This window comes from Bradyrhizobium cedriense, from assembly GCF_054602315.1.
Genome location: NZ_JBTSWB010000002.1, coordinates 406106 through 431750, shown reverse-complemented (window position 1 = coordinate 431750; position 25645 = coordinate 406106). Strand labels below are relative to the sequence as shown.

Annotated in this window: 25 protein-coding genes; 15 read left to right on the top strand and 10 right to left on the bottom strand. The window is 65.7% G+C overall.

Features of this window, described 5'->3' with window-relative positions:
• Positions 1 to 27: 27 nt before the first annotated feature.
• Positions 28 to 1716 carry a tetratricopeptide repeat protein gene (locus ACYCVF_RS08345; protein WP_459603098.1) on the bottom strand — a complete coding sequence of 563 codons (1689 nt, stop codon included), beginning with the start codon at positions 1714 to 1716 and terminating at the stop codon, positions 28 to 30.
• A gap of 249 nt (positions 1717 to 1965) precedes the next feature.
• Here ACYCVF_RS08345 and msrA point away from each other — a divergent pair, with 249 nt between their 5' ends.
• The 4 genes from msrA to ACYCVF_RS08325 all read left to right on the top strand — a co-directional run bounded on the left by msrA (position 1966) and on the right by ACYCVF_RS08325 (position 3893).
• Entirely contained in the window at positions 1966 to 2670 is a 705-nt protein-coding gene (gene msrA, locus ACYCVF_RS08340; RefSeq protein ID WP_459603100.1) for a peptide-methionine (S)-S-oxide reductase MsrA, read from the top strand.
• A gap of 24 nt (positions 2671 to 2694) precedes the next feature.
• The gene (gene msrB, locus ACYCVF_RS08335; RefSeq protein ID WP_459603102.1) at positions 2695 to 3114 is read left to right on the top strand and encodes a peptide-methionine (R)-S-oxide reductase MsrB; all 420 of its coding nucleotides are present in this window, start codon (positions 2695 to 2697) and stop codon (positions 3112 to 3114) included.
• 108 nt (positions 3115 to 3222) lie between these two features.
• Entirely contained in the window at positions 3223 to 3387 is a 165-nt protein-coding gene (locus ACYCVF_RS08330; protein WP_459603104.1) for a DUF3309 family protein, read from the top strand.
• A 212-nt stretch (positions 3388 to 3599) separates the two neighbouring features.
• Positions 3600 to 3893 carry a hypothetical protein gene (locus tag ACYCVF_RS08325; RefSeq protein WP_027560969.1) on the top strand — a complete coding sequence of 98 codons (294 nt, stop codon included), beginning with the start codon at positions 3600 to 3602 and terminating at the stop codon, positions 3891 to 3893.
• 117 nt (positions 3894 to 4010) lie between these two features.
• On the opposite strand, the gene ACYCVF_RS08320 is transcribed toward ACYCVF_RS08325, so the two are convergent.
• Both ACYCVF_RS08320 and ACYCVF_RS08315 read right to left on the bottom strand, forming a co-directional pair.
• Positions 4011 to 4553 (bottom strand): DUF4112 domain-containing protein, encoded by a 543-nt coding sequence (locus ACYCVF_RS08320; protein WP_459603107.1) that lies wholly within the window; start codon positions 4551 to 4553, stop codon positions 4011 to 4013.
• Between the two features lie 58 nt (positions 4554 to 4611).
• On the bottom strand, positions 4612 to 5037 hold the full coding sequence (locus tag ACYCVF_RS08315; RefSeq protein WP_459603109.1) for a DUF5413 family protein: 426 nt from the start codon (positions 5035 to 5037) through the stop codon (positions 4612 to 4614).
• A gap of 141 nt (positions 5038 to 5178) precedes the next feature.
• Here ACYCVF_RS08315 and ACYCVF_RS08310 point away from each other — a divergent pair, with 141 nt between their 5' ends.
• The 3 genes from ACYCVF_RS08310 (at position 5179) to ACYCVF_RS08300 (ending at position 6213) form a co-directional block, all read left to right on the top strand.
• Positions 5179 to 5421, top strand: coding sequence for a hypothetical protein (locus tag ACYCVF_RS08310; protein WP_459603111.1), 243 nt, complete (start codon positions 5179 to 5181; stop codon positions 5419 to 5421).
• Positions 5422 to 5442: 21 nt separating this feature from the next.
• Positions 5443 to 5688 carry a hypothetical protein gene (locus ACYCVF_RS08305; protein WP_459603113.1) on the top strand — a complete coding sequence of 82 codons (246 nt, stop codon included), beginning with the start codon at positions 5443 to 5445 and terminating at the stop codon, positions 5686 to 5688.
• Positions 5689 to 5937: 249 nt separating this feature from the next.
• Positions 5938 to 6213 (top strand): hypothetical protein, encoded by a 276-nt coding sequence (locus ACYCVF_RS08300; protein ID WP_459603115.1) that lies wholly within the window; start codon positions 5938 to 5940, stop codon positions 6211 to 6213.
• A gap of 158 nt (positions 6214 to 6371) precedes the next feature.
• Here the strand turns inward: ACYCVF_RS08300 and ACYCVF_RS08295 are convergent, their stop codons facing one another.
• The 5 genes from ACYCVF_RS08295 to ACYCVF_RS08275 form a co-directional block, all read right to left on the bottom strand.
• Complete coding sequence (locus ACYCVF_RS08295) at positions 6372 to 7976, bottom strand: hypothetical protein (RefSeq protein ID WP_459603117.1); 1605 nt, start codon at positions 7974 to 7976, stop codon at positions 6372 to 6374.
• Between the two features lie 37 nt (positions 7977 to 8013).
• Positions 8014 to 9306 (bottom strand): adenylosuccinate synthase, encoded by a 1293-nt coding sequence (locus tag ACYCVF_RS08290; RefSeq protein WP_459603119.1) that lies wholly within the window; start codon positions 9304 to 9306, stop codon positions 8014 to 8016.
• A 248-nt stretch (positions 9307 to 9554) separates the two neighbouring features.
• The gene (locus tag ACYCVF_RS08285) at positions 9555 to 10238 is read right to left on the bottom strand and encodes an ABC transporter ATP-binding protein (protein ID WP_459603121.1); all 684 of its coding nucleotides are present in this window, start codon (positions 10236 to 10238) and stop codon (positions 9555 to 9557) included.
• On the bottom strand, positions 10231 to 11457 hold the full coding sequence (locus tag ACYCVF_RS08280) for an ABC transporter permease (RefSeq protein WP_459603123.1): 1227 nt from the start codon (positions 11455 to 11457) through the stop codon (positions 10231 to 10233). Before ACYCVF_RS08280 ends, ACYCVF_RS08285 begins: the two co-directional genes overlap by 8 nt.
• On the bottom strand, positions 11454 to 12722 hold the full coding sequence (locus ACYCVF_RS08275) for an efflux RND transporter periplasmic adaptor subunit (protein WP_459603125.1): 1269 nt from the start codon (positions 12720 to 12722) through the stop codon (positions 11454 to 11456). The genes ACYCVF_RS08280 and ACYCVF_RS08275 overlap by 4 nt, the downstream gene beginning before the upstream one ends.
• A gap of 184 nt (positions 12723 to 12906) precedes the next feature.
• Here ACYCVF_RS08275 and mgtA point away from each other — a divergent pair, with 184 nt between their 5' ends.
• Both mgtA and ACYCVF_RS08265 read left to right on the top strand, forming a co-directional pair.
• Positions 12907 to 15405: a magnesium-translocating P-type ATPase gene (mgtA, locus tag ACYCVF_RS08270; RefSeq protein ID WP_459603127.1), complete on the top strand. Its 2499-nt coding sequence runs from the start codon at positions 12907 to 12909 to the stop codon at positions 15403 to 15405.
• A 149-nt stretch (positions 15406 to 15554) separates the two neighbouring features.
• Positions 15555 to 16505, top strand: a complete 951-nt coding sequence (locus ACYCVF_RS08265; protein WP_459603129.1) for a DMT family transporter — start codon at positions 15555 to 15557, stop codon at positions 16503 to 16505.
• Here ACYCVF_RS08265 and ACYCVF_RS08260 read toward each other — a convergent pair.
• The gene (locus tag ACYCVF_RS08260; RefSeq protein ID WP_459603397.1) at positions 16495 to 16881 is read right to left on the bottom strand and encodes a DUF1330 domain-containing protein; all 387 of its coding nucleotides are present in this window, start codon (positions 16879 to 16881) and stop codon (positions 16495 to 16497) included. The genes ACYCVF_RS08265 and ACYCVF_RS08260 overlap by 11 nt on opposite strands.
• A gap of 104 nt (positions 16882 to 16985) precedes the next feature.
• Here ACYCVF_RS08260 and ACYCVF_RS08255 point away from each other — a divergent pair, with 104 nt between their 5' ends.
• The gene (locus tag ACYCVF_RS08255; RefSeq protein ID WP_459603131.1) at positions 16986 to 17921 is read left to right on the top strand and encodes a DMT family transporter; all 936 of its coding nucleotides are present in this window, start codon (positions 16986 to 16988) and stop codon (positions 17919 to 17921) included.
• Between the two features lie 98 nt (positions 17922 to 18019).
• Entirely contained in the window at positions 18020 to 18997 is a 978-nt protein-coding gene (locus ACYCVF_RS08250; protein WP_459606532.1) for a Bug family tripartite tricarboxylate transporter substrate binding protein, read from the top strand.
• Positions 18998 to 19150: 153 nt separating this feature from the next.
• Here the strand turns inward: ACYCVF_RS08250 and ACYCVF_RS08245 are convergent, their stop codons facing one another.
• Positions 19151 to 20836: a methyl-accepting chemotaxis protein gene (locus tag ACYCVF_RS08245; protein ID WP_459603135.1), complete on the bottom strand. Its 1686-nt coding sequence runs from the start codon at positions 20834 to 20836 to the stop codon at positions 19151 to 19153.
• Between the two features lie 260 nt (positions 20837 to 21096).
• Between ACYCVF_RS08245 and ACYCVF_RS08240 the strand changes: the two genes are divergently transcribed.
• The 4 genes from ACYCVF_RS08240 (at position 21097) to ACYCVF_RS08225 (ending at position 25543) form a co-directional block, all read left to right on the top strand.
• Positions 21097 to 22140: a C-terminal binding protein gene (locus ACYCVF_RS08240; RefSeq protein ID WP_459603137.1), complete on the top strand. Its 1044-nt coding sequence runs from the start codon at positions 21097 to 21099 to the stop codon at positions 22138 to 22140.
• 86 nt (positions 22141 to 22226) lie between these two features.
• Positions 22227 to 23573: an ABC transporter substrate-binding protein gene (locus ACYCVF_RS08235; protein WP_459603139.1), complete on the top strand. Its 1347-nt coding sequence runs from the start codon at positions 22227 to 22229 to the stop codon at positions 23571 to 23573.
• Positions 23574 to 23697: 124 nt separating this feature from the next.
• Positions 23698 to 24654, top strand: coding sequence for a carbohydrate ABC transporter permease (locus ACYCVF_RS08230; RefSeq protein ID WP_459603141.1), 957 nt, complete (start codon positions 23698 to 23700; stop codon positions 24652 to 24654).
• On the top strand, positions 24647 to 25543 hold the full coding sequence (locus tag ACYCVF_RS08225) for a carbohydrate ABC transporter permease (RefSeq protein ID WP_459603143.1): 897 nt from the start codon (positions 24647 to 24649) through the stop codon (positions 25541 to 25543). Before ACYCVF_RS08230 ends, ACYCVF_RS08225 begins: the two co-directional genes overlap by 8 nt.
• The last annotated feature ends 102 nt before the right edge of the window (positions 25544 to 25645 follow it).

Genomic DNA, 25645 nt, shown 5'->3' with positions numbered 1-25645 from the left:
GCTGCGCGGGCTACGAACGCGGCCGCTTCACTTCCCCGCCACGAAGTAGAAGTCCTCTCTTCCCGGCGGCGAGCCATATGTGAACGGCTGCTGCGCGTGCTTCGTCGCGGCCCAGACGTCGTCGCGAATGATGTCGAACAGCTTTCTGATCTCGACGCGCGGCTGCCTGATCTCGCGGGCCAGCGCGGTCGCGAACGGGCTGTTGGCGCTGCCGTCGCCGTCCATCGCGGTCTCGCCATGCTTGGCGGCGTAGACCACCATGAAGCCGGCACCGGGCTCGATGTTGGAAAAGCCCCTATCGACCAGCTTGAGCGACAAGGTGCGCTGCATGGCCGGCGCGAACGGATTGTCGCGACAGGCGTCCAGCACCACGAGCCGCATCTTTCGCGCGGCGCCGACCGCGGCGATCACCTGCTCCAGGGCAACCGCCTGGGTCTCGGCGTCCCTGTCGGCCGCGAGCTTGGCGTCGACCGGAACGAGGTAGTTCACCCCGCCGATCTCGAAACCGTGGCCGGCGTAATAGACCACCGCCCAATCGGCCTTTTCCGCCTCTGTGGCAAAGGTCTGCAACGCTGCAAAGAACTTGTCGCGGGTGAGGTCGTTGACGGAGATCACGGTCTGGAAGCCGACGTCGCGCAGCACACTGGCGATCAATCTGGAATCGCGCGGCGGATTGGGCAGGGCGTGGACGTTCTTGTAGGCGCCGTTGCCGATCACCAGCGCGACGCGGCGCCCGGCCGGCGCGCCGCCCGGTGCTTGCGCCGACAGCGCGGCGAGCCGCTCCTGTGCGATGGCGCGGGCGCGCGCAACGTCGATCTCGTCGAACCTCGTCAGCGAATAGGCCGCGGCGCGGTAGTCGGCGCGCGCCTGGGCGATATCCTTCCTGCGCTCGTAAATCTGGCCGCGGCCGGAATGCGCGCGGACATTGTTCGGGTTGATCTGGATCGCCGTGTTGTAATCCTTCAGCGCGGCCTCGAGGTCGCCTTTCATCATGTTGACGTCGGCGCGGTTGTTGATCGCGAACACGTTCTTCGGCTGCTGCTCGATGAGGCGGTTGCAGTCGGCAACGGCCTTGTCGAACTTTCCCATCATGCCGTAAGTGACGCAGCGGTTGCCGGCGATCTGCGGCGCGGCCGGATCGATCTTCTCGGCCTCCGCGAAATCGGCGAGCGCGCCGTCGAAATCCTTCGTCAGCGTGCGCACGCGCGCTCGGTTGGTCCAGGCGAGCAGGAATTTGGGCGTGTACTTGATCGACAGGCTGAAATCGTCGATCGCGCTTTGCAGAGCGCCCCGTCGCAGCTGGATGAAGCCGCGGTTGTTGTAGGGAACGCCGTAGGCCGGACGCTTCTGCAGCGCGAGATCATAGTCGGCCATCGCGAGGTCGTCCTGCCCGCTGCGCTCATGGGCGAGGCCGCGCAGATTGAGCGCCACGGCATAGTCGGGATCGAGGTCGAGCGCCGTGGATAGAACCTCGATCGCGTGCACGTAGTCACGCTTGTTGAGCAGCGTCGTGCCGCGCACGGACAGCGCGATCGCCTTGTCCTTGCCGGCGACGCGGTCGGCGTTCAGCAGATTGTCGCAGGCCATGGCACGGGCCTGCGCCTCCGCCTGGCGGTCGCGGCAAATGGCGAGATCGTCTCCGGCTTGGGGATCGGCCTCGGCAATCGACGTGCCGCCGGCGAGGGCGGCAAGGATCAGGAGTACGACGCGCAGCATGTTGTCAGGTCAGCTCCAGCCACCATTTCTTATGGTCGATCGTGCCGGCTCATCTAGCGCGGAGTTCCGCATCTCGCCAAGCCGCACCGTCGCCGCGCCATTCCTGGCCTTCTCACGGACTCGTGTCCGCCCCGGCGTAACAATCGGCGGGTGGATCCGTATCTCGGATGTTGCGAAAGCTCGGCCGGGCAGGCTGTTCGCCCGGTCCCGACCGCCCTAGACTGTCAGCCCTTCCGAAAGAGGATTGCCATGCGCCGAACCGCCCTCGCCTTCCTGCTCGCCGCAACCACCGCCCTGACGCTGGCTTTCACGATGCCCTCCCGGGCCGCGGAGGATGCGGTCGTGATCCCCGCCCCCGCCGTGGACGCCGCGCCCGCGAGCGGCATCCAGACCGCCGTCCTCGCGGGCGGTTGCTTCTGGGGCGTGCAAGGCGTCTTCCAGCACACCGCCGGCGTCGTCAACGCGGTCTCCGGCTATGCCGGGGGTACCAAGGCGACGGCCGATTACAGGGCCGTCTCGAGCGGCCGCACCGAGCACGCCGAGTCGGTCGAGATCAAGTACGACCCGAAGAAAATCTCCTACGGCAAGATCCTTCAGATCTACTTCTCGGTGGTGCACGACCCGACCCAGCTCAACCGCCAGGGCCCCGACGTCGGCCCGCAATATCGCTCGGCGATCTTCACCACCTCCGACGAGCAGAAGAAGGTGGCGGAGGCCTATATCGCCCAGCTCAACGCGGCCAAGGTCTTCAAGAAGCCGATCGTGACCAAGCTCGGCGCGCTCGAGGCGTTCTATCCGGCGGAAACCTATCACCAGGACTATCTGACGCTGCACCCGAACCAGCCCTACATCGCCTATAACGACATCCCGAAGGTCGAGAACCTGAAAAAGCTGTTCGCGGACAACTACATTGAAAAGCCGACGCTGGTGAATGCCAGCAAGGCCACCAACTGATCGCAAGAGAGAAACGGGAGACCCATGCCCGACACCAAGACGAAGATCACGGACGACAAGGTCATCAAGAGCGAAGAGCAGTGGCGGCGCGAATTGACGCCGATGCAGTACGCCGTGCTGCGCGAGAAGGCGACCGAGCGTCCCTTCTCGGGCGAGTATGAGCACGAGGAGCGCGCCGGCACCTATATCTGCGCCGGGTGCGGCAATGTGCTGTTCGCGTCCGACGCCAAGTTCGATTCCGGCTGCGGCTGGCCGAGCTTCACCCAGCCGGCGGTCGAGAGCCATATCGACGAGGAGCGAGATATGAGCCACGGCATGATCCGCACCGAGGTGCTCTGCTCCAAATGCAGCGGTCATCTCGGCCATGTCTTCCCCGATGGTCCCGGGCCGACGGGCCTGCGCTATTGCATCAACTCGGCGGCGTTGAAGCTGGAGCCGAAATAAACGGCACGCAGTGCCGGGTTCCTACATGGAACCCGGCCACGCGATGTGCTTTTCTCGTCTGGCGGTGCGGCCGATCGTTCGATTGTACGGCCGCCAGGGAGGGACGCCATGTCGCTCGGAACCATCCTGATCATCCTCGTGATCATCTACCTGCTTGGGGGCCTGTCCGGCCGCCTGGGCGGTTATGGCTATGGCATGGGCCATTCCGGCATGGGAATTGGCGGGGTCGTCCTCGTGGTGCTGGTCGCGCTAATGCTTATTGGCAAGCTTTAGGCATATAACCGATTGATAATGCTAGACTTATAGCCCCTGCGTAGCTGCCATGCGCGGATTCATCATCTCGCATCGCGGGGGTCGCAATTTTGTCAAATCGGCCTATATTAGAGAGCGACAATGACATGCGGCGGGCCCGCTGGATTGCGGCCTCTGCCCTTCCCCAACCCCACGCGCTTAAAGCCCCAGAGAAGATCACGAGGTCTTTGACCATGCGTCCACTGCGTCCGTTCAACTTCAACACGTCCGCCGAACTCTTCCCCGCTGCGATCCGCAAGAAGAAGCGTGCAGGCTTCACCTATCGCCGGTTCGGCACCGCAGCCGAGGCCGTGCAGTTCGCGATGGAGCAGTTGCCGACGGATTCGCTGAACGGCGCCTATCTGCAGGTCGAGGAAGCGCGCTTCGATCAGAACGGCATCCGCTCGCTGTACGAGAGCGAAGCCTTCCCATTGCCCCGTCGGCCCAAGCCGGCGCCGGCCGCCGAGACCGACGCCGACGCGGCGTAAAGTTTTCCGCAAGCCTCCGATGTGCGCAGAAAGCGCGATGGCCGAAAGGTCGTCGCGCTTTCTGCGTTTTGGTTTTCCCCGCAGGCGCGAGAGCTGCACTGACGCGGACGCTTAAGATCAAATCCGCGGCTGCTTCTCCAGCCAGCGGCGCAGCAGGCGCACGTTGCGCATGTTGGCGCGGAACATGAGGTCGAAAGCGTCGCCCGCGAACGGCACCAGACCGACCACGCCGTCGAGCGCGACATTGCCGAGCATGCGCGCGGTGATGTGCCATGGCGCCCCCAGCGAGCGGGCCTCGCGCACCAGCCACAGCGAGATCGCCGTGGTGATGATGTCGCCGACCACGGGGATCAGGCCGATCAGCCCGTCGATGCCGTAGCGGATGTTGGTGCCGGGCAGGATGAAGGCGACGTCGAGCAGCTTTGCGATCGCCTCGAGACGCGCGATCCGTTGCTCGCGCGTCAGATTGGCGAACGGGCTGGCTTGCCCGAACTCGAAGCGAAACTCGCGAAATCCCTGCTCCAGGCTTTCGGGCCTGATCTCGTGGCCTTCCTGGTCGATGATCGGTCCGCTCGCCCGGCTGCCGGAAGAGGTCGCGCGGGAGCCGCTCCCCGTACGGGATCTGCGCGGAGCAAGGATGTCGTCGTCGGACATGGTCATGGTCTCCGGACAACGCGCCGCGGCGGCGGAGGTTGCTGCCGCGATCGAATGCCGCGCGTCAGGTCGGCGCCGCCGCTGCTTGCGGCTCCTCGACGTACCGATGCACGAGCCAGGATGAAATCACCGCCGGCACGAACCCGACGAGGCCATACAGGATGAACTGCAGAGCGCCCGAATCCGGCCCGCGCGAACTGTAGGTGAGCGAGGCCAGCGCGAAGGCGAACAGGCCGACCAGGAGCATCCGCAGGCCCGGGCCGATCCGGCGGATGTGAAGCAGGATGTCGTCGACCGCGCCGATCATCAGCGCGGGAAGGAAACCGAACAGATAGCTGTATTGCAAGGTCTTGAAGAACACCGCGAACAGCTTGCCGACCTCGCCAAGATTGGTCTGGGCCCAATAGCCGGACTGGTAGGTCGTCGTCAGCAGCAACAGGAACCCGCCGACGAACGGGCCGACCAGGGCAAACACCAGATAGCGTTTCATCGCGCAACCTCACACTTTGCCTCGTTATAGCAGCGCTGTGGGAACTTTGAACAGCGGGGGCGCAGCCAGCTTGAGGGGAACAAGTGGCAAGGCGACGAGTTCATGGAGGACCTGAATTGACCTCTGGCAACTGGAGCGCCGATGGCCCGCAAACTTCTCCTGGCGACGATCACGCTGGCAACCCTGACCGGTCTGTCGGACGGGCCTGCTTTCGCCCAGGGCCACATGGGCACGCCGCAGGAGCAGAAGGCCTGCTCGCGGGACGCGCAGCGCTTCTGCCGCAAGGACCTCGGCAACGACATGGCCGTCCAGGGTTGCCTGCAATCCAATCGCGCCAAGCTGTCGAAGTCCTGCAGCAAGGTGTTTCAGAGCCACGGCATGTGAGGACCGGCACCATCCCGGCGAATGGAGCGTGAAGCGATGTTACGCGACGAACAACTCTCCATCCTCCGGGATATCAGCCAATCCGTCGCCTTCGCCGACGACCGGCAAGGCAAGGTGGGACAATTGATCGCCGATGGTTACGTGATGAAGGACGGCGATCTGTTCGAACTCACCGCCAAGGGCGTCACCGCCGTCGAGGAGCATGCCGCATCACTCGGCGCGAGCGACGCGGAACCAGCGAGCCCATCCTCCGACCGGCTGATGTGATCGCACGCGACGTGACTCGCGCGCAACAATTGCGAATTCCTTTGCACTGACCATTGCAGGTCCGAGACAATGGCGCATACTTCGCTCGGGCGGCGCAGCACTTTTCGATTCGAGCATCAAGAAATCGAGCGACCACATGCGGGATCAAAGTTCCCGGCGTGAAGGCTGTGACATGCGGCAGATCAAACCGCGTGCGGCGCCCCAAAACCAAGCGGCTCAAGCCCACGGGAAATCGGGGACCCATTCCACATGACACGCCATCAGACGATCGCTTCGCTCTTCGCTCTCGCCGTCACCAGCCTCGCACTCCAGACATCACCTGGCCTCGCCTTCTCGTCCGAAGCACAGCAGATGTGCTCGGGCGATGCGATGCGGCTGTGCTCTAGTGAAATCCCGGATATCCCGCGCATCACCGCCTGCATGGTCCGCAACAAGGCACAGGTCAGCCCCGGCTGCCGCGCCGTGATGGACCGCGAGCACGCGGCCGCAGCAGCATCGCGCAAGCGGGAAGCTTCGGCGCGGTAGTGACCATATGGGGTGTCATTCCGGGGCGGTGCGCAGCACCGAACCCGGAATCCATTTCTCGACGTCACGCGCTGCACGATGGATTCTCAGATGCGCAATTGCGCATCATAGCTCGTGCCTCGCGTGCCGCGGGATGACGGAAGTAGTGGCCGCCTAACTCAATCGCCCCACTGCGCGAACGCGTCGTTGAAGGCGCGCTCGCCGGGGGCGCCCTTCTCGATGGCGATGATGGCGCGGCGCTGGTTGGCGTAGACCAGGGGCACGTCGAACCAGGAACGCTCCTTCAGGAGCTGGACGTTGCGGGCGCGGTCGGCATCGACATTGGAGAGGCCGACCAGGAAGAAGCCGTCGGTGACCTTGACCGCGAGGCCGGCGAGCGGCGTGCCGCGCGCCTGCTCGTTCGACTTCATCAGGATGCCCGGCACGTTGGAGACACTGCCGCCCGGAAAATCCGGCGGCAGGATGAAGGTCAATTCCGCGGTGTGGCTCGCCGGCAGCGAGGAATCGGTGTTGCGGCGGAACGACATCGTCATCTTGAACTTGCGGTCGGGGATCTCGATGTCGGCGCGCACCGCGACGTCGGCCTTCTGGTTGCCCGACGCCTTGATCTGCTCGAGCCGCCACACCACCGAGCCGACATACTGCTTGCCCTTCGGGTCGGACGGATCCTCGTCATAGAGCACGACCTTCTGCGCCACCGGCGCGACCGGCTGGTCGCTCGCGGAAGGCTGGCCGACGCGATCGGGAATCTTCGGCTTGGTCTGCGGCTGCGCCGGAGTCGGCGTTTCCACCACCTGGGTTGCGGACGGCTTGAGAAAGCCGTTGACGGTCTGGACCAGCTGCTTGCCCCAGAGAATGCCGGCGCCGACCAGGATCAGCACGATGCCGACGGCGATCGCGCTTTTGAACGGGAAGGCCGAGCCGGTGCGGGCGCGCTTCTTGGCATCGCGTTCGGGCGCGATGCGCGGACGCGGCGAAGACGGCTGCGGCTGGGGCGCGTAGCGCTCGGCCTCATCGACCGATTCGTCGTAGGAATAGGGCGCCTCGGCCTCGCCGGCGCGGTTTTCCAGGCTCGGCTCGAGCCGGTCGAATTCCGGCGAGGGCGAGGGCACGTTGGCATAGGTGCGGCGCGCGGCGCGGCTGGCCTGCGCGGCAGCGCCGCCGAGATCATTGGCGTCGGCCGTGATGTCCCGGAAGCCGCGTACGCCCGGTGCCGGGGGTGGCGGGGGTCCGAGGTCGGGCGGACGGCGGGCGCCCGCGCGGTCGCGCCCGGCCGGCGGCTCCGGCGTCGGCGGCGGGGCGGGAGGTCCGGACTGGCGCGTGGCATCGAAACGGGGAGCGCGCGGCGGACGCGGGGCCTCGCCCTGGTCATCGACATTGAAGGACGGGCGGTCGGCGCGCGGCGGCGGAGGTGCCGGTCGCGTGCGCGGCGGGGCCGGCTGCGATGCGGGGGCGTTGCCTTCCGCGGCGCGGGTGCTGGCCCGGCGGAAGGCATCGCCGCTGCTGCCGGAGCGGGCGCCGCCACCGGGACGCGAGGCCTCGCGGGCGCGCTGGGCGGCCTCCGATTCGACCTTGCGGACAGCCTCTTCCAGAGAGAGCCGCTCGCGCGTGATCTCGGATTCGGAAAGCGGCGGCTGCACGCTGCGAAGCTGCGCGATCAACGCCGTCCGCGCCCGCTCATAGAGCGCGCGACGGCTTTCGCCGGGAGCGTTGGGGTCCAGGGCGGCAATAGCGCGGGCGATCAGCGGATAGTAATCAGCCATTTCAACTCAACTATATCCGCGTCCTGGTAAGAGATCGTTAAGCCTCAAACGGATTTTGCACCAGGATAGTATCCTCGCGTTCGGGGCTGGTGGAAAGCAGGGCGACCGGGCACCCTACCAATTCCTCGATCCGCCGGACATATTTGATGGCCTGGGCCGGCAGGTCGGCCCAGGACCGCGCATTGGCGGTCGGCTCCTTCCAGCCCTCGATGGTCTCATAGATCGGCTCAACCCGTGCCTGGGCGCCCTCGCCCGCCGGGAAATGGTCGATCTCCTTGCCGTCGAGCTTGTAGCCGGTGCAGACCTCGATCGAATCGAAGCCGTCGAGGATGTCGAGCTTGGTCAGCGCCAGTCCGTTGATGCCGCAGGTCCGGACCGCCTGACGGACCAGCACGGCGTCGAACCAGCCGCAGCGGCGGGGACGGCCGGTGTTGGTGCCGAATTCGCGGCCGCGCTCGCCGATCTTGCGGCCGATCTCGTTGTCCTGCTCGGTCGGAAACGGACCCTGCCCGACCCGGGTCGTGTAGGCCTTGCACAGGCCGAGCACGTAGCCCACCGCGCCCGGGCCGAGGCCGGCGCCGGTCGCGGCCTGCGCCGCCACCGTGTTGGACGAGGTGACGTAAGGATAGGTGCCGTGGTCGACGTCGAGCAGCGCACCCTGGGCGCCCTCGAACAGCATGCGCTTGCCTTCGCGCCGCTTGATGTCGAGCAGCCGCCACACCGTCTCGGCGTAAGGCAAGAGCTGCGGCGCCAGCGCGGTCAGTTCCTTCAGGATATCCTTGCCGTCGAACTCCGGCAAATTGAGCCCGCGGCGCAATGCATTGTGGTGGGCAAGGAGCCGGTCGATCTTGTGCGGAAGCGTATCGAGGTCGGCGAGATCCATCAGGCGGATGGCGCGGCGGCCGACCTTGTCCTCATAGGCAGGACCGATGCCGCGGCGGGTGGTGCCGATCGCAGTCGCCGCATTGGCCGATTCGCGATGCGCATCGAGCTCGCGGTGCAGCGGCAGGATCAGCGTGACGTTCTCGGCGACGCGCAGATTGTCCGGAGAGACCGCAACGCCCTGTGACCTCAGCCTGGTGACCTCGTCGAGGAAGGCGGAGGGATCGAACACCACGCCGTTGCCGATCACGGACAGCTTGCCCTCGCGCAGCACGCCGGAGGGCAGCAGCGCGAGCTTGTAGGTCTTGCCGTTGATCACCAGCGTGTGGCCGGCGTTATGGCCGCCCTGGAAGCGGACGACGATGTCGGCCTGTTCCGACAACCAGTCGACGATCTTGCCCTTCCCTTCGTCGCCCCACTGGGCGCCGACGACGACAACGTTGGCCATTCGCGGGTAATCCTATTCAATCTGTCTCTCGGGCATGATCCTCGCGGAAAACCGGTGCCCACTCTTCCGGGTCATGCCTGCGCCCAGCCCAATCGTCGGCCGCAGCCGCTCGCACGCAAGGCAGCCAACCGGATAAAGGAAGCAGCCCCTCTAGGCAAGCAAGAACGGGGCTTTTTCGGGGCCCAAAGCCGGACCCAAGCCTTTGATTTCCCCTTAAAATCCCCCCCTCGCCGGAGTTCTCCGCGTCCTCAGGCGCGGATGCGGCCGTCGACCACTTCGATGATGCGGTCGCAGCGCCGCGCCAGGTCCATATTGTGAGTGACGAGGAGGAAACTCGTCCCGCTGTCCCGATTGACCTGCCGCATCAGCTCGAACACGGCATCCGCCGACCGGGTGTCGAGATTGCCCGTCGGCTCGTCCGCCAGCACGAGGTCGGGCCTCATGGCGAGCGCGCGCGCCACCGCCACCCGCTGCTGCTGGCCGCCCGACATGTTGTTGGCGAGATTGCCGGCGAATCTCTCCAGCCCGATCTGCGCCAGCAGCCGGTCCGCCCGGGCCTCGATCTCCTCGTTCGGAAAGCCGTGGTCGACGAGCATGGGCATCATGACGTTCTCCCGCGCGGTGAAGGCCGAGATCAGGAGATGGTGCTGGAACACGAAGCCGATGGTGTGACCGCGCAGATGCGTGATCTCGGCATCGCCGAGCGCGGCGGTGTCCTGACCCTTGATCAGGAGCCGGCCCGAGGTCGGCCGGTCGAGCAGGCCGACGATGTTGAGCAGCGTGCTCTTGCCCGAGCCGGAGGGGCCGATCAGTGCGAGGAACTCGCCATGATCGAGCTCGAGGTCGATATCGTGCAGCACCTCGGTCTGGTTCGGCTGACCGACATTGTAGGCCTTGCAGACCTTCTCGAGCCTGAGGATTTCGCTAGCCACGGATCGCCACCACCGGATCGAGCTTGGCGGCGCGCACCGCCGGCGCCATTGCCGCGAGCAGTCCCGTGACGGTGGCGAGCAGCGCGGTGTAGACGAACAGGGTGCGCTCCATCACGAGCGGAAACAGTTCGGTGCCGTCGGCCTGCCGCGCCACCGAATGCCAATAGACCAGCGCGGCCGCACCCAACGCTGCGCCGAACAGCGAGCCGACGAAGCCGAGCAGCCCGCCCTGGATCAGGAACACGCGCAGCACCTTGCCGCGCGACGTGCCCATCGCGCGCAGGATGCCGATGTCCTTGGAGCGCTGGATGACCGAGACCACCAGCACCGCCGCGATGCCGAAGGCGACCGACAGCCCGACGAAGATGCGGATCAAGGTGTTGGTGTTCTGCTGGGCCCGCACCGCGCTGAAGAACTGCGCATTGGTCTTGATCCAGCTCTCCGCCTCGACCACGTTGGCGGCCTGGATGCGTTGGGCGATCTCCTCCGCCGCGTAGATGTCGGTGACGGTGATGTCGATGGTGGTGACGCCGCCGATCATGCTGAGCAGCGACTGCCCGGTGCGCAGCGCGACATAGCAGACGCGCTGGTTGACGCTCTTGTTGCCGAGGTCGACGAGGCCGGAGATGGTGAGCACGCGCGTCGCACCGGACGCGGCCCGGATATTGAGCTTGTCGCCGACTGTGGCGCCGAGATCCCTGGCGAGCTCGATGCCGATGATGACGTCTTCGCTGGTCAGGCGCGCATCGCCCGCGACGATGTAGTCCGGCACCCTGACGATCTTGAAATAAGAGTCCGGCTCGACGCCCGACAGATTGACCGAACGGCTGGCGTCGCCGCGGATCGCGAGCACCGAGCCGAGAATCGTCGGCGAAACCGCGACCACCTCGGGCATGGCCTGCATCTGGACCCTGATCTTCGGCCATTGATCGATCGAGATCACCCGCTGGCTCGGACGCTGCACCGCCGCGTCCTCGATCTCGCCGGGCGCGTTGCGGAGCGGACGCGCGACCTGGTCCGGCGCCAGCAGCTGGATCTGCGGCTGCGATGTCAGCACGCGCTTGATGAAATTGGCCTGCAGCCCCGCCAGCATCGCCGACATGAACACGATGACGCCGACGCCGATCGCGATGCCGCCGATGATGAAGATGGTCTGGAGCCGCCCCTCGCGCAGGAAGCGCACCGCCATGGTCCACTCGATCGGCAGCCAGTGGTTCATTGCAGGACGGGACGCAGGCGTTGGCCGGCGAGGATGCCGGAACTCTGCGGGATGGCCAGGTCGCCGGCACCAAGACCATTGGTGATCTCGACATGGCTGTTGCCGCGCAGGCCGACCTTCACCGGCCGCTGCACGGCGCGGCCGTCCTTGATACCGAGCACCCAGGGATTGCCGGACAGGATGTCGTGCACGGCGCGGAGCGGCAGCACCAGCGCGTCGTCCTTCGCGGCCGTCTCGATATCGACCGACACGGTCATGTCCTGGCGCAGATAGTCCGGCGGATCGGCGACGGTCAGCTTCACCTCGACCGAGGCGCGCGAAATGTCGATGCCAGGATTGATGTAGGTGATGGCGGCACCGAAGCGCCGGTCCGGATAGGCGTCGGCCGAGGCGATCGCCTTCTGGCCGAGTGCGATCCTGCCGAGATTGCGCTCGTCGATCTGCAGCACGAGCTGGGCATCGCCCGCCGGGGCCAGCACCAGCAGGGTCTTGCCGGGCTGCACCACGGTGCCGCGCTCGACATTGCGGGTGATCAGGACGCCATCGCGGGGGGCGACGATGGTGGCGTAGTCGAGGCGGGATTCGGCGGTGTCGAGATTGGCGCGGGCCTGATTGAGCAGCGTCTGGGCCATCACATAGTCGCTGCCGCCGGGGCTTGCGGTGTACACCTGAAACTCGGCGGAGCGCATCTGGGCGCGGGCGACGTCGAGGGTCTTCTGGGCGTCGTCGAGCGCAGCGCGCGTCGCATAGCCATTGCGCTCAAGCTGGGCGGTGCGGTCATAGGTCTGCTGGGCATTGAGCAGCGTCGCCCTGGCCTGCGTCAGCGCCTGCTGCGCCGAAGGCAGGGTCAGCTCTTGGAGCTGGCGGATACGCGCCTCGGCCTGGGCCACCGCGCCCTGCGCCTGCACCACACTGGCCTTGAGCTCGCGCGATTCCAGCGCGATCAGCGGCTGGCCCTTGACGACCTTCTCGCCCTGATGGACCAGCACATCCTGCACCGTACCGGTGAGCTGACTGCCGATCTCGACGCGGTAAGGCGTTTCGACATGGCCGCTCGCCACCACGGTCTCGAGCAGGCGTCCCCGTGCGACCTTGTCGACGACGATGGCCGGCCCCAGGATCGCGCGCACGCCCTGCCAGGCGCCCAGCGCCAGTAACACCGCCAGGGCCAGGATGAACCATTTGTGACTGAGGAATCCTGTCCATAGCGTCGCGACGGAAAACCGTCGCTTGTGCTGCGGCAGGACGAAGGTTTGCTCGGCCATGACAACGCCATGCGCGCCGGGCCTGCCGGCGGATCCCAGTTGCGATTTCGACGCCCCGGCATGACCGGGTGACTGGATGCGACGCTAGCGTGCGTTCGGAAAACGGGATTGTTCTAGGTCAAGTGGTTACGCCGAGTCTGAATGCATTGCCTCCCGGCAGATGCCCTCGAACCGAGAGTTTCGCTTGCCGGACTGTGAAACGCGTGCCGAACCCTATTTCTGGCGTCGCTCTCCCGCAGAGCTCGCCAGCCATCTGGGCTGCGGCCTCGCCGGCCTGACCTCGGCCGAGGCTGCAGAGCGCATCGACCGGTTCGGGCCGAACAGCGACGCGCCGCCGCGCATCGAAGGCGCGGCGCGCGCCATCCTGCGCCGCCTGCTCGAGCCGCTCTCGCTGATCCTGCTGGTCGCTGGCCTGGTTTCGATGCTGACCGGCGACGAAATCGGCGGGCTGATCATCGTCCTGATCCTGACGCTCTCGATTGGGCTCGACACGGTCCAGGAAGGCCATGCGGTCCGTGCCGCCGAGATTCTCCGCCGTTCGGTGGCGCTCAAGGCCGAAGTGAAGCGCGACGGCGTCTTCCGCGACATCGACGTCGATCACATCGTGCCCGGCGACCTCGTGCGCGTCCGGTCCGGCGACATCATTCCGGCCGACGCGCTGATCCTGGAGAGCACGGCCTTCACCGCCGGCGAGGCGGCGCTCACGGGTGAGCCCTACCCGGTCGCCAAGCACGCCGGCGCGGCGACCGATCCCGATGATCGTTCGAACGCATTGTTCCGCGGCGCCGTCGCACAGACCGGCGAGGCCTTTGCGCTGGTGGTCCGGACCGGCCGCGACACCGTCTTCGGAGCGGCGGCCTCGGCGCTGGCGGAAGCCCAGGCGCCCTCCCCGTTCGAGCGTGATCTGCGCGAATTCGGCCTCGTCGTGGCGCGCGCCACGCTGGCGCTCGTGCTGATCGTCCTGACCGTGCGCGTGGTGCTCGGCCGCCCGGTGCTGGACTCGCTATTGTTCGCCGTCGCACTCGCGGTCGGACTGACACCGGAACTCCTGCCGATGATCACCACGGTGACGCTGTCGCGCGGCGCGCTGCGCATGGCCCGACGCAAGGTGATCGTCAAGCGGCTCACCGCGATCCACGATCTCGGCGCGATGTCGGTGCTGTGTACGGACAAGACAGGCACGCTGACCTCGGCGGAGATCACGCTGGCGCGAAGCGTCGATGCCGCCGGCGAGGACGCCCCGCGCGCCGCGCGGCTCGGCGCGGTCGCCGCCTCGCTCGGCGGCGACCGGGGATCGCTCGATGCCGCGCTGGTCGCCGGCCGGCCGGGCGCCGCCGACGGCTGGACGCTGGCCGGACGGCAGGCGTTCGACTTCTCGCGCAGGCTCGGCTCGGTGCTCGCGATCGGCCCGGAGAGCGCGCGGCTGATCGTCAAGGGCGCACCGGAGGCCGTGCTTGCCTTGTGCCGCATGGACGAGGCAGTGCGCGAGGCTGCGATGGCCCGCGTGCACGCGCTCGCGACCGAAGGCCTGCGCAGCGTAGCCATCGCCTCGCGGGCCTGGACCGGCGCGTTGCGTGAGGTCGAGACCGAGGACGAAACCGATCTCGTCTTCGAGGGGTTTTGCGCCTTTGACGATCCGCCGAAGCCGACGGCCGCCGCCGCCATCGCCCGGCTCGCGGCGAGCGGCGTGAGCCTGAAGATCCTGTCGGGGGACGATCCCGTGGTGGTGAAGCGGCTCGCGAGCCTGGTCGGTCTGAACGCGGAGCGTGTGCTGTCGGGCGCCGACATTGCCGAACTCAGCGATGACGCGCTTGCCGTGCAGGTGCGGTCCGCCGATGCCTTCGGCCGGCTCGCGCCGGACCAGAAGTCGCGCATCGTCAAGGCGCTCCAGGCCGGCGGCGAGGTGGTCGGCTTTCTCGGCGACGGCATCAACGACGCGCCGGCGCTGAAGGTCGCCGATGTCGGCCTGTCGGTGGACGGAGCGACCGGCGTGGCGCAGGCCGCCGCCGACATGATCCTGCTCGCGTCCGATCTCGAAGTCGTCGCCGACGGTGTCGAGGAGGGACGGCGCACCTTTGCCAACATCCTCAAATATGTCCGCATGGGCGCCAGCTCGAATTTCGGCAACATGCTGTCGATGGCGGCGGCCTCGATCGCGCTGCCGTTCCTGCCGATGCTGCCGACGCAGATCCTGCTCAACAACCTGCTCTACGACCTCTCCGAGCTCGGCATCCCCTTCGACCGCGTCGGACCGCAGGCGACCGCACGGCCGCAGGTCTGGAGCATGTCGCGCCTGGTGCGCTTTGCCGCGATCATGGGACCGCTATCCTCCGTGTTCGACGTGCTGACCTTCGTGGCGCTGCTGTACCTGTTCAAGGCCTCGCCCGAGGAATTCCGCACCGCCTGGTTCGTCGAATCCATGGCGACGCAGATCCTGGTGATCTTCGTCATCCGCACCTACGGGCGGCCGTGGCACAACTGGCCAGATCCCGTGCTGGCGGCATCCTCGCTGATCGCCCTTGTGGTCGCGATGGTGCTGCCGTTCACGCCGGTCGGGAGCTGGTTCGGCTTCGTCGCGCCGCCGCCGCTGATGATGGCCGGCATCGCCGGTCTCGTGGTGATCTATCTCATCTGCGCCGAGCTGCTGAAGCCGTTCGCGATCCGCATCCCCGGCAAGCGCTGAGGTTCCCGCATCGCCCCGCGCATGGAGGCGATGCATGGCGCCCCGTTGAAATCGAAACCATTTCCGTGTCTTTGGACGGGCCGGGCGACGATCCGGCCCGGACAACCGCCGGGCCGGGCCCCGGCTCATGCGGGGCCAGAACAATCATAATGTCCGCCACCGGCCAGACCACAAGCGCGGAGACGTCCGGCCACAGCTGGATCGCCAACCAGCCTTATGTGCTGCTCAGCATCACCGCGCTGTGCTGGGCCGGCAACGCGATCGTCGGACGGCTCGCCGCCGGCCACATCCCGCCGGTCACGCTCTCGTTCCTGCGCTGGTTCTTCGCCTTCCTGCTGGTGCTGCCGTTTGCCTGGAAGCACCTGATGCAGGACTGGCCGGCCATCCGCGGCAAGCTCGGCCTGATGATCACGCTCTCGATCACCGGCATCGGCGCCTTCAACACGATGCAGTATTGGGCGCTGGAACATACCCAGGCGCTCAATACGTTGCTGTTGCAGTCGGCCGCGCCGCTGCTCGTGGCGCTGTGGTCGCTGGTCATCCTCGGAATCCGGCTCACAGCGGCGCAGGCTTTCGGTGTGCTGCTGTCGATGTGCGGCGTGCTGACCATCCTGCTGCACGGCGATTTCACGACGCTCTCGAACATCGACTTCAACAAGGGCGACCTGATCTTCGTCCTCGCACTCTTGATCTTCGCGCTCTATTCGGTGCTGTCACTGAAGCGGCCGCCGATGCACGGCCTCTCGTTTCTCGCCTTCACCTTCGGCTGCGGCGCCGCCTGCCTCATTCCGCTGGAGATATGGGAACTGTCCGCACGCCCGGTCATGAAGCTCGACGGGCCGAACCTGCTGACCCTGTTCTACGTCGCCGTTTTCCCCTCTGCGCTCGCCTATCTCTGCTTCAATCGCGGCGTCCGCCTCATCGGCGCCAACCGCGCCGCGCCGTTCTTCCACGTCGTACCGGTGTTCGGCTCGATCATGGCGATGGTGTTTCTGGGCGAACACCCGCAGGCGTTCCACTTCATCGGCTTCGCGCTGGTGCTGGCGGGCGTGTTTGCGGCGTCGAGGAAGCAGACGGCGGTGCCGCAAGCTACTTCCTGAACTTGCTGTACGCTTCGCTGGTCGCGATGATGACATGCTCGGCGCATCCGTTGACGCGATGCGGATCGGCTTCGCGCTCGTAAGCCTCCGACGTCATCATGTCGAGAAAGGCCGAGACCGACGGGTATTGGACCAGCGCGACGAAATCCCATTCGTTGCCTGCGTGCGGACCGAGTGCGACCGCCCTGGCCTCTCCGGTCCAGAGCAGCGTGCCGCCGCGCGCCCTGATCATCGGCACCGTGACTGCGCTGTAGCGCAAATAGGCGTCCCAGCCCGAACCGTCACCGTCGCGCGAGCGCGCATGGAAACGCATCAGGTTCAGCATCACCACCGGTGCATTCGGATCGAGCCGTTCCAGCCCCTCGATGTTCAACATATTAACCGGCAATGGCACCTCCCCGGATCATGGCTGCATTGTAGCATTGCGACGCTGTCACTTGTGGCGCATCGGCAATCCAGCGCAAGCTCTCATCAAACGCAATGACGACCGCTTCGCCCGCGCCACCGGCCTCGAATCCGGCCAGTTGGCTCAACAACCAGCCTTATCTGCTGCTCAGCCTGACCTCGCTGTTCTGGGCCGGCAACATCGTGCTCGCGCGCCACGTCGGCGCTCATGTGCCGCCGCTGACGGTGACCACGATCCGCTGGTACGGCGTATTCCTGATCCTGCTGCCGTTCGCGTGGCCGCACCTGAAGCGCGATTGGCCCGCCTTGCGCGAGAGCCTGCCGCTGATGCTGTTCCTGTCGCTGGTCGGCTTCGCCTTCAACAACGCGATCTCGTACTGGGCGATGCAATACACGGAGGCGCTGAACGCGCTCTTGATCCAGTCGGCAGGTCCCTTGTTCGTCGCACTGTGGTCGCTGGTGCTGTTCGGCGTGCGCCTGACCGGCGCGCAGCTGGCCGGCATCGCGATCTCCCTGCTCGGCGTCCTGATCATCATCCTGCGCGGCGATCTTGCCGCGCTGACGAGCATCAGCTTCAACCGGGGCGACCTCATGTTCGCCTCCTCGTTGGTGGCGTTCGGGATCTACTCCGCCTTCATCCCGCGAAGACCGAAGGTCCACCAGCTCTCCTTTCTTTCCTTCACCACCTGCTGCGGCGCGACCATGCTGCTGCCGACCGCGATCTGGGAGGCGGCAAGCGGCCGCGTGCTGCAATTCGATGCGACGACGCTGGCGACGCTGGGCTATGTCCTGATCTTTCCCTCCACGCTGGCCTATCTCTTCTTCAACCGCGGCGTGGCCCTGATCGGGCCCAACCGGGCGGCGCCGTTCTTCCATCTGGTGCCGGTGTTCGGCTCGGCGATGGCGATCCTGCTGCTCGGTGAAAAGCTGCAAGCGTTCCACCTGATCGGCTACGTGCTGGTGCTGGCCGGCGTCGTGACCGCATCGCGCCAGGGCTCGGCGGTGAAGTAATTCCGCGGGGCGGACGCGCTCACGACCTACAGCCACCTTTCGAATCCGGTTCGGACAAGCTAGGTTCCCCGCCAACGAAAAAGAGGGAACGTCCAGACATGATTTCAGCGTTGATTCGACACCTGCGGACCGCCGGCGCGGCCGCACTTTGCCTCGCCGCAGCTTCCACGGCTCAGGCCGACAACTACCCCAGCCGCAACATCACGCTGGTGCTGCCGTTTGCGGCCGGCAGCGGCACCGACACCACGACACGGCTGATCTCGCAGCATCTGTCGCAGGCGCTCGGCGTCGGCATCATCATCGAGAACAAGGCGGGTGCCAACGGCATGCTCGCCGCAAGTTATGTCGCCAAAGCCGCCCCCGACGGCTACACACTGCTGGTGACCACAAACACCACGCATTCGGCCAATCCCTATCTGCTCAAGAGCCTCACTTACGATCCGGTCAAGGATTTCACCCCGATCGCGCGCACCGGCGACTTGCCGTTCATGCTGGTCGTCAATCCGGAGGTACCGGCCAAGACCGTCGGCGAGCTCGTCGCGTACGGCAAGGCCAATCCGGGCAAGCTGAGCTACGCCTCGGGCTCGTCGTCGGCGATCGTCTCGGGCGCGACTTTCGCGCACAACGCCGGGCTCGACCTGCTGCACGTGCCCTACAAGAGCTCGCCGCCGGCGCTCAACGACGTCATGGGCGGCCGCGTCTCGATGATGTTCGTGGACATCCTGACCGGCCTTCCCCACGTCAACGGCAACGCCCTGCGCGCGCTCGCGGTCACCACCAAGGACCGCTCGCCGCTGGTGCCGCATCTGCCCTCGATGCAGGAGGCCGGCGTGCCCGACTTCGACATCTCGTCCTGGCAGGGCTATTTCGGGCCGGCCGGCCTGCCGAAGGAGATCGTGACCCGGCTCAACACCGAGATCAGGAAGATCGTCGAGAATCCGGAGATCAAGGCCAAGCTCGCCACGCTCGGCATGGATGCGTTCTCGGGCACGCCGGAACAGCTCGGCACGTTCGTGAACGAACAGCTGGTGCTGCGGGAGAAGCTGATCACGAACGCGAAGATCGAGAAGCAATAGACGCGCGCGAAAGCGTAGGCCGCATTCTCCGTCATGGCCGGGCTTGTCCCGGCCATCCACGTCTATCCGCACATGCGGTGTTCAAGAACGTGGATGCCCGGGACAAGCCCGGGCATGACGACGTCGTGGATAGAGATCGGCTTGCGTGAAAGCTTACGCTGCACGCACCTTGGCGAGGAAGCCGTCGACGGCGCTGCGCAGCGCGCCGGACTGGTTGTCCAGCTCGCGGGCGTTGGTGAGCACGTCGGTGGCAGCAAAGCCGGTCGCTTCCGCGGCCGAGGTGACACCGCCGATATGGGTGTTGATCTCGCTCGAGCCGGCCGCGACCGACTGGATGTTACGGGCGATTTCGCGGGTCGCCTCGCCCTGCTGCTCGATCGAGGCGGATATGCCGGCGGTGATCTCGCTCATCTCGGCGATGGTCTGGGTGATGCCGGAGATGGCCGCGACGGCATCGCTGGTCGAGGTCTGCATCGCCGCGACCTGCGCGGAGATCTCCTCGGTCGCCTTCGCCGTCTGGTTGGCGAGCGCCTTCACCTCGGAAGCGACGACAGCGAAGCCGCGGCCGGATTCACCGGCGCGCGCTGCCTCGATGGTGGCGTTGAGCGCGAGCAGATTGGTCTGCGCGGCGATCGAATGGATCAGCTTGACGACTTCGCCGATCTTCTCGGCGCCGGTGGAGAGTTCCTGCACCGTGGCATTGGTGCGTTCGGCGTCGTTGACGGCCCGGCTCGCCACTTCGGTCGAGCGCGTGACCTGGCGGGAGATTTCCGTCACCGAGCTCGACAGCTCTTCGGCAGCGGCGGCAACCGTGCCGACATTGCCGGAGGCTTTTTGCGACGCCGCGCCGACGGTGGCGGCGCGAGAAGTCGCGTCGCTGGCGGTTGCGGTCATCGACTGCGCCGTGCTCTGCATGCCGGCGGCGGCCGAAGAGACCGAGCGAACAATGCCGTTGACGCTGCGTTCAAAGTCGTTGGCGATGTTTTCCATCACGCTGCGACGTTCCGCCGCGGCGCGCTCCTTGGTGGCTGCTTCGCTCTGCTCGAGGTCGCGGATGCGAACCGCGTTGTCCTTGAAGATCTGCACGGTCGCGGCCATCGCGCCGATCTCGTCGCCGCGGCCGACGCCCGGAATGTCGCCCTCGAGCTTGCCGTCGGCGAGATCCTTCATACGGGCGCCGAGCAACGCCAGCGGGCGGCTGATGCCGCGGCCGATCAGCCAGGCGACGCTGCCGGCGACGATGACGATGGCGAGCATCGCAAGGCCGAGCATCCAGTAGAGCGGCCCCATCTTGGCATCGATGTCGTCGAGATAGGCGCCGGTGCCGAGATACATGTCGAGGCCGGGCACCGCGACCGCGTAGCCGATCTTGCGGATCGGCTTCTCCTGACCGGGCTTCATATATTCATAATACAGCAGGATCGACCCGTTGGCCTTGACGCCGTCCATCAGCTCGACGGACAGCTTGCGGCCGTTGGTCACTGCGTCCATGCGGTTCGCTCCGATCACCTTCGGATCGGGGGCGAGCTGGGTGATGCCGTCGTATGAGGTGCCGAACAGGTAACCGGCGCCGTTGTCATAGGTCATCGCGTTGCCGTAGCGGCGAAGCTCGGCCATGGCCGCGTCCTTCGTCATCTCGCCGGCGTCGACGCGCTTCTTGAGCGCGGCAGCATAGTTACGCGCCATCTCCACGATCGCCTTGGCCTGGTCGATGCGTGCGTTCACCATCTCCTGTTTCATCAGGTAACCGGCGAGGACGCCGGAGATGCAGAGACCCAACAGCGTGACGCCGACGAGAATGCCGAGCTTCGGGGCGATCTTCAGATTGCTCAATTTCACGGGTTGGCTCCGGCAATGATGGGATACGGGCGCGCGACGAGATCGACAAAATCGAATCAACTTTTAGTGCGGGAGCCCTTAGCAAGGTACTTACGGGCCTCCGTAGAAACCCGGACGCCGTCGCCGAAACGGCAGATTTATCTTTGCCCCAACAACCGTGAATTGTACGCGGCGGCACCGATTTCGCGTAAAAGACGCAAAGGTCCCGCCTGCGGGTGCGGATCACAACAAGAACCGACAAACCAAATCGGGAGCGGAGAATGCCGAAATACAGGGTGGTGACGCCGAAGGGCGCGAGTTTCACGGTCGCGGGCAGCGACTATTCCTTCGAGCGCGAGGCGCTCGATCCGATCGATGCCGAGATCGTCGAGGCCCCCGCCGACGAAGCCGGGTTCATCGCCGCCGCGAAGAACGCCGACGCCATCTACGCCAAGGGCATTCCGATCACCAAGACCATCATCGACAGCCTGCAGAGCTGCAAGGTGATCACGCTCGGCTCGGTCGGCGTCGACAGCGTCGACGTCAAGGCCGCCACCGCGCGCGGCATTCCCGTCACCAACATCCCCGACACCTTCATCGAGGAGGTGGCCGACCACGCCATGATGCTGCTGCTCGCCGGCTTCCGCCGCCTGGTCGAGCAGGACCGCATGGTGCGCGACGGGCGCTGGGCCGAGGGCCGGCCGGCGCTGCTCAAGATCCCCAGGCTGATGGGCCAGACACTCGGCTTCGTCTCGTTCGGCCGCGTCGCCCGAGCGGTTGCGAAACGCGCCGCCCCGTTCGGGCTGCGCATGATGGCCTATGATCCCTTCATCCAGGAGACGCTGATGTACGATCACGGCGTCATCCCCGCGACGCTGAACGAGGTGCTGTCGCAATCCGACTTCGTCTCGATGCATGCCCCTGCAAGGCCCGAGGTGCATCACATGCTGACGGAGAAGCACTTCCGGCAGATGAAGAAGGGCTCGATCTTCATCAACACCGGCCGCGGCGCCACGGTGGACGAGGAAAGCCTGATCAAGGCCCTGCAGGAGGGCTGGATCGCCCATGCCGCCCTCGACGTGCTGGAGAAGGAACCGCCCTCCCACAACAATCCGCTGCTCGGCATGGACAACGTGACCCTGACCGCCCACGTCGCCTCGGCCTCGGCACGGTTCGACGAGGCGCGCAAGCGCCGCGTGGGCTACGAATTGTCACTGGTGCTTCAGGGCATGTGGCCGGTAAGCTGCGTCAATCCGTCGGTGCTGCAGACCACCGCGCTCCGCCGCTGGCAGCCCGTCAGCATGGACCGGGGACCGAACAGCTAGGCGGCCGGCGTAGAACGCGCCGACGACCGAAACGGCCCTTCACCGGCGATCAACGCCGGGAAGGGATACATCATAGGGAGGAACCGATGAGGAACGACATCACACGTCGTGATGCCCTGGCGCTGGGTCTGTCCGCTGCAACGCTCGCAGCCACCGGTGCTGCAGCGCAAACACAGCCATCGCCGATCAAGGCCGCCGACGTGCCGGCGCCCAAGCGCGATATCGAAAAGGGCGCATCCTTGCGCATGCTGCGCCCGGTACGCTTCGTCCAGGCCGACGAGGACGTCTTCCGCGCCAATGCGGCAAAATTCACCAAGGAGACCGGGGTCGAGGTCAAGGTCGACTTCGTGGGCTGGGAGGACATCAACCAGCAAACAGCGGTGACCGCCAATTCCGGCGCCGGCCCCGACATCATCATCGGCTTCTCGGATGCTCCGCACATCTACATCGACAAGCTGATCGAGCTGACCGACGTCGCGGACTATGTCGGCAAGCGCTATGGCGGCTGGCTGCCGCTGGCGCAACGCTACGGCAAGAAGAACAAGAGCGACGCCTGGATCGGACTGCCGTTCGGTGCCACCGCGGGCCCCCTGATCTACCGCAAGTCGATCCTGCAATCGGTCGGCTTCAACAAGGTGCCGGAAGACCATGCCGGGATTCTCGACCTGTGCCAGAAGCTGCACAAGGCCGGCAAGCCGGCCGGCTTCGCGCTCGGCAATGCCAAGGGCGACGGCAACGGCTTCGCAAACTGGGCGCTATGGTCGCACAACGGCTCCCTGCTCGACGAGGAAGGCAACGTCGTCATCAACAGCAAGGAGACGATCGCCGCGCTGAACTGGGTCAAGCAGCTCTATCCGACCTTCATCGCCGGCACGCCGTCATGGAACGACGTCAGCAACAACCGCGCCTACTCCTCGCAGGAGATCTCGCTGACCGCCAACGGCGTCTCGTTGTACTTCTCGCTGAAGAACGACCCGGCGACCAAGGCGATTGCCGAGGACAGCGAGCATCAGCTGCTGCCCAGGGGTGTTGCGAAGATTTCGCCCATGGCGGGCCTGACCCTGAACGCCATGGTGTTCAAGCATAGCCAGTACCCCAACGCCGCCAAGGCCTTCCTGCAATACATGCTGGAAAAGGACCAATACGAGCCGTGGCTCAATGCCAACTCCGGCTACTGGTCCCAGCCGCTGGCCGCCTATGCCGAGGCCGCCGTGTGGTCGCAGGATCCCAAGGTCAAGCTGTTCAAGGACACGATGAACAGCACCTATTACGACGGCTACAAGGGCCCCATCTCGACGGCGACGGGCGCCGTCAGCGCCGACTACGTGCTGATCCAGATGTTCGCGTCCGTCGCAACCGGCGCTTCCACTCCGGAGGCCGCCGCAGCAGAGGCCGAGCAGCGCTGCAAGCGGTACTTCCGGCGGCAGAAGTAACGGCCGTCATTGCGAGCGAAGCGAAGCAATCCAGTCCGTGCCCGCGGCTACAGCCTGGATTGCTTCGTCGCTTCGCTCCTCGCAACGACGGTGAAGTGACCTACACAGACAGGACAACGAACTGATGTCCGTGACGACACTTTCCTCCTCCGCGCTGGCGCATCGTCAGCCCTCCTGGCTGGTCCGCCTGTTCGACTACAAGCCATTCCTGATCGTGATGTGCCTCGCGCCCGCGATCGGGCTGCTCACCGTGTTCCTGACCTATCCGCTCGGACTCGGCATCTGGCTCGCCTTCACCGACACCACGATCGGCCGGCGCGGCGTCTATGTCGGCCTGGAGAACTTCCAGTATCTGCTCACCGATCCCCTGTGGTGGAACGCAGTGTTCTACAGCGTGCTGTACACGGGGATCGCGACCTTCGGGAAGTTCGCGCTCGGCTTCTGGCTGGCGCTCCTGCTCAACAACCATTTTCCGTTCAAGAGCCTCTTGCGTGCGATCATCCTGCTGCCCTGGATCGTGCCGACCGTGCTCTCGGCGCTGGCGTTCTGGTGGATCTACGATCCGCAGTTCTCGATCATCTCTTACCTGTTGGTCGACGTGCTGCACTGGCGGTCCAGCAATATCGACTTCCTCGGCTCGCCCTGGCCGGCGCGCTTCTCGCTGATCGCCGCCAACATCTGGCGCGGCATTCCCTTCGTCGCGATCTCGCTGCTGGCGGGCCTGCAGACCATTTCGCCCTCGCTCTACGAGGCCGCGATGCTCGACGGCGCCAGCGCCTGGCAGCGCTTCCGCTACATCACCTTCCCGATGATGATGCCGATCCTCGCCATCGTCATGACCTTCTCGATCATCTTCACCTTCACCGACTTCCAGCTGGTCTACGCCATCACCCGCGGCGGCCCGGTCAACTCGACGCATCTGCTGGCGACGCTGGCCTTCCAGCGCGGCATCGCCGGCGGCGAGCTCGGTGAAGGCGCGGCGATCGCGGTATCGATGATCCCGTTCCTGGTGTTCGCGACACTGTTCTCCTATTTCGGCCTGGCGCGCCGCAAATGGCAGCAGGGAGAGGCCAATGACTGACACCGTCGTTCAACCGAACACGAACGCCAAAGCCGCGCCCGACACCATGGCCTGGGATTCCGGGCTGCGGCGGCTGATGATGATTTATTTGCCGCTCGGCTGCTTCGTGCTGATCCTCCTGTTTCCGTTCTACTGGATGGCGATCACCTCGTTCAAGCCGAACGCGGAGCTGATGAATTACAAGGACAACAACCCGTTCTGGATCTCCTCGCCGACACTCGCCCACATCAAGCACCTTTTGTTCGACACCGCTTATCCGCGCTGGCTGAAGACGACGATGCTGGTCGCGATCGGCTCGACCACGTTGTCGCTGATCGCGAGCACGCTGGCCGCCTATGCCATCGAGCGACTGCGCTTCCGCGGCAGCCCCTATGTCGGCCTCGGCATCTATCTCGCCTATCTGGTGCCGCCGTCGATCCTGTTCATTCCGCTTGCCACCGTCGTCGTGCAGTTCGGCCTGTTCGACTCGCCGCTTGCCCTGATCCTGGTCTATCCGACCTTCCTGGTGCCGTTCTGCACCTGGCTCCTGATCGGCTACTTCAAGTCGATCCCCTACGAGCTCGAGGAATGCGCGCTGGTCGATGGTGCCACACGGCTGCAGATCCTGCGTCGGATCACGCTGCCGCTCGCGGTGCCCGGGCTGATCTCGGCCGGCATCTTCTCCTTCACGCTGTCCTGGAACGAGTTCATCTATGCGCTCGCCTTCATCCAGAGCGGCGCCAACAAGACCGTGCCGGTCGCGATCCTGACCGAACTCGTCACCGGCGACGTCTATCAGTGGGGCGCGCTGATGGCGGGATCGCTGCTCGGCTCGCTGCCGGTGGCGATCTTCTACTCGCTGTTCGTGGATTATTACGTCTCGTCGCTGACGGGGGCTGTGAAGGAATAGACGGCCTCGCGCGAGCGATCGTGCGATCGTGCGATCGTGATAGACCGCTCGACTCTTTCGGTCCCACCTGCCACTCGGAAGGCGGGGTCGATCGTTGGCACC

Bases quoted from the DNA above. Each gene is read 5' to 3' on its own strand.
- ACYCVF_RS08345 (WP_459603098.1), bottom strand. From the start codon at position 1,716: ATGCTGCGCGTCGTACTCCTGATCCTTGCCGCCCTCGCCGGCGGCACG.
- msrA (WP_459603100.1), top strand. From the start codon at position 1,966: ATGCGCCGAACCGCCCTCGCCTTCCTGCTCGCCGCAACCACCGCCCTG.
- msrB (WP_459603102.1), top strand. From the start codon at position 2,695: ATGCCCGACACCAAGACGAAGATCACGGACGACAAGGTCATCAAGAGC.
- ACYCVF_RS08330 (WP_459603104.1), top strand. From the start codon at position 3,223: ATGTCGCTCGGAACCATCCTGATCATCCTCGTGATCATCTACCTGCTT.
- ACYCVF_RS08325 (WP_027560969.1), top strand. From the start codon at position 3,600: ATGCGTCCACTGCGTCCGTTCAACTTCAACACGTCCGCCGAACTCTTC.
- ACYCVF_RS08320 (WP_459603107.1), bottom strand. From the start codon at position 4,553: ATGACCATGTCCGACGACGACATCCTTGCTCCGCGCAGATCCCGTACG.
- ACYCVF_RS08315 (WP_459603109.1), bottom strand. From the start codon at position 5,037: ATGAAACGCTATCTGGTGTTTGCCCTGGTCGGCCCGTTCGTCGGCGGG.
- ACYCVF_RS08310 (WP_459603111.1), top strand. From the start codon at position 5,179: ATGGCCCGCAAACTTCTCCTGGCGACGATCACGCTGGCAACCCTGACC.
- ACYCVF_RS08305 (WP_459603113.1), top strand. From the start codon at position 5,443: ATGGAGCGTGAAGCGATGTTACGCGACGAACAACTCTCCATCCTCCGG.
- ACYCVF_RS08300 (WP_459603115.1), top strand. From the start codon at position 5,938: ATGACACGCCATCAGACGATCGCTTCGCTCTTCGCTCTCGCCGTCACC.
- ACYCVF_RS08295 (WP_459603117.1), bottom strand. From the start codon at position 7,976: ATGGCTGATTACTATCCGCTGATCGCCCGCGCTATTGCCGCCCTGGAC.
- ACYCVF_RS08290 (WP_459603119.1), bottom strand. From the start codon at position 9,306: ATGGCCAACGTTGTCGTCGTCGGCGCCCAGTGGGGCGACGAAGGGAAG.
- ACYCVF_RS08280 (WP_459603123.1), bottom strand. From the start codon at position 11,457: ATGAACCACTGGCTGCCGATCGAGTGGACCATGGCGGTGCGCTTCCTG.
- ACYCVF_RS08275 (WP_459603125.1), bottom strand. From the start codon at position 12,722: ATGGCCGAGCAAACCTTCGTCCTGCCGCAGCACAAGCGACGGTTTTCC.
- ACYCVF_RS08265 (WP_459603129.1), top strand. From the start codon at position 15,555: ATGTCCGCCACCGGCCAGACCACAAGCGCGGAGACGTCCGGCCACAGC.
- ACYCVF_RS08260 (WP_459603397.1), bottom strand. From the start codon at position 16,881: ATGTTGAACATCGAGGGGCTGGAACGGCTCGATCCGAATGCACCGGTG.
- ACYCVF_RS08255 (WP_459603131.1), top strand. From the start codon at position 16,986: ATGACGACCGCTTCGCCCGCGCCACCGGCCTCGAATCCGGCCAGTTGG.
- ACYCVF_RS08250 (WP_459606532.1), top strand. From the start codon at position 18,020: ATGATTTCAGCGTTGATTCGACACCTGCGGACCGCCGGCGCGGCCGCA.
- ACYCVF_RS08240 (WP_459603137.1), top strand. From the start codon at position 21,097: ATGCCGAAATACAGGGTGGTGACGCCGAAGGGCGCGAGTTTCACGGTC.
- ACYCVF_RS08235 (WP_459603139.1), top strand. From the start codon at position 22,227: ATGAGGAACGACATCACACGTCGTGATGCCCTGGCGCTGGGTCTGTCC.
- ACYCVF_RS08230 (WP_459603141.1), top strand. From the start codon at position 23,698: ATGTCCGTGACGACACTTTCCTCCTCCGCGCTGGCGCATCGTCAGCCC.
- ACYCVF_RS08225 (WP_459603143.1), top strand. From the start codon at position 24,647: ATGACTGACACCGTCGTTCAACCGAACACGAACGCCAAAGCCGCGCCC.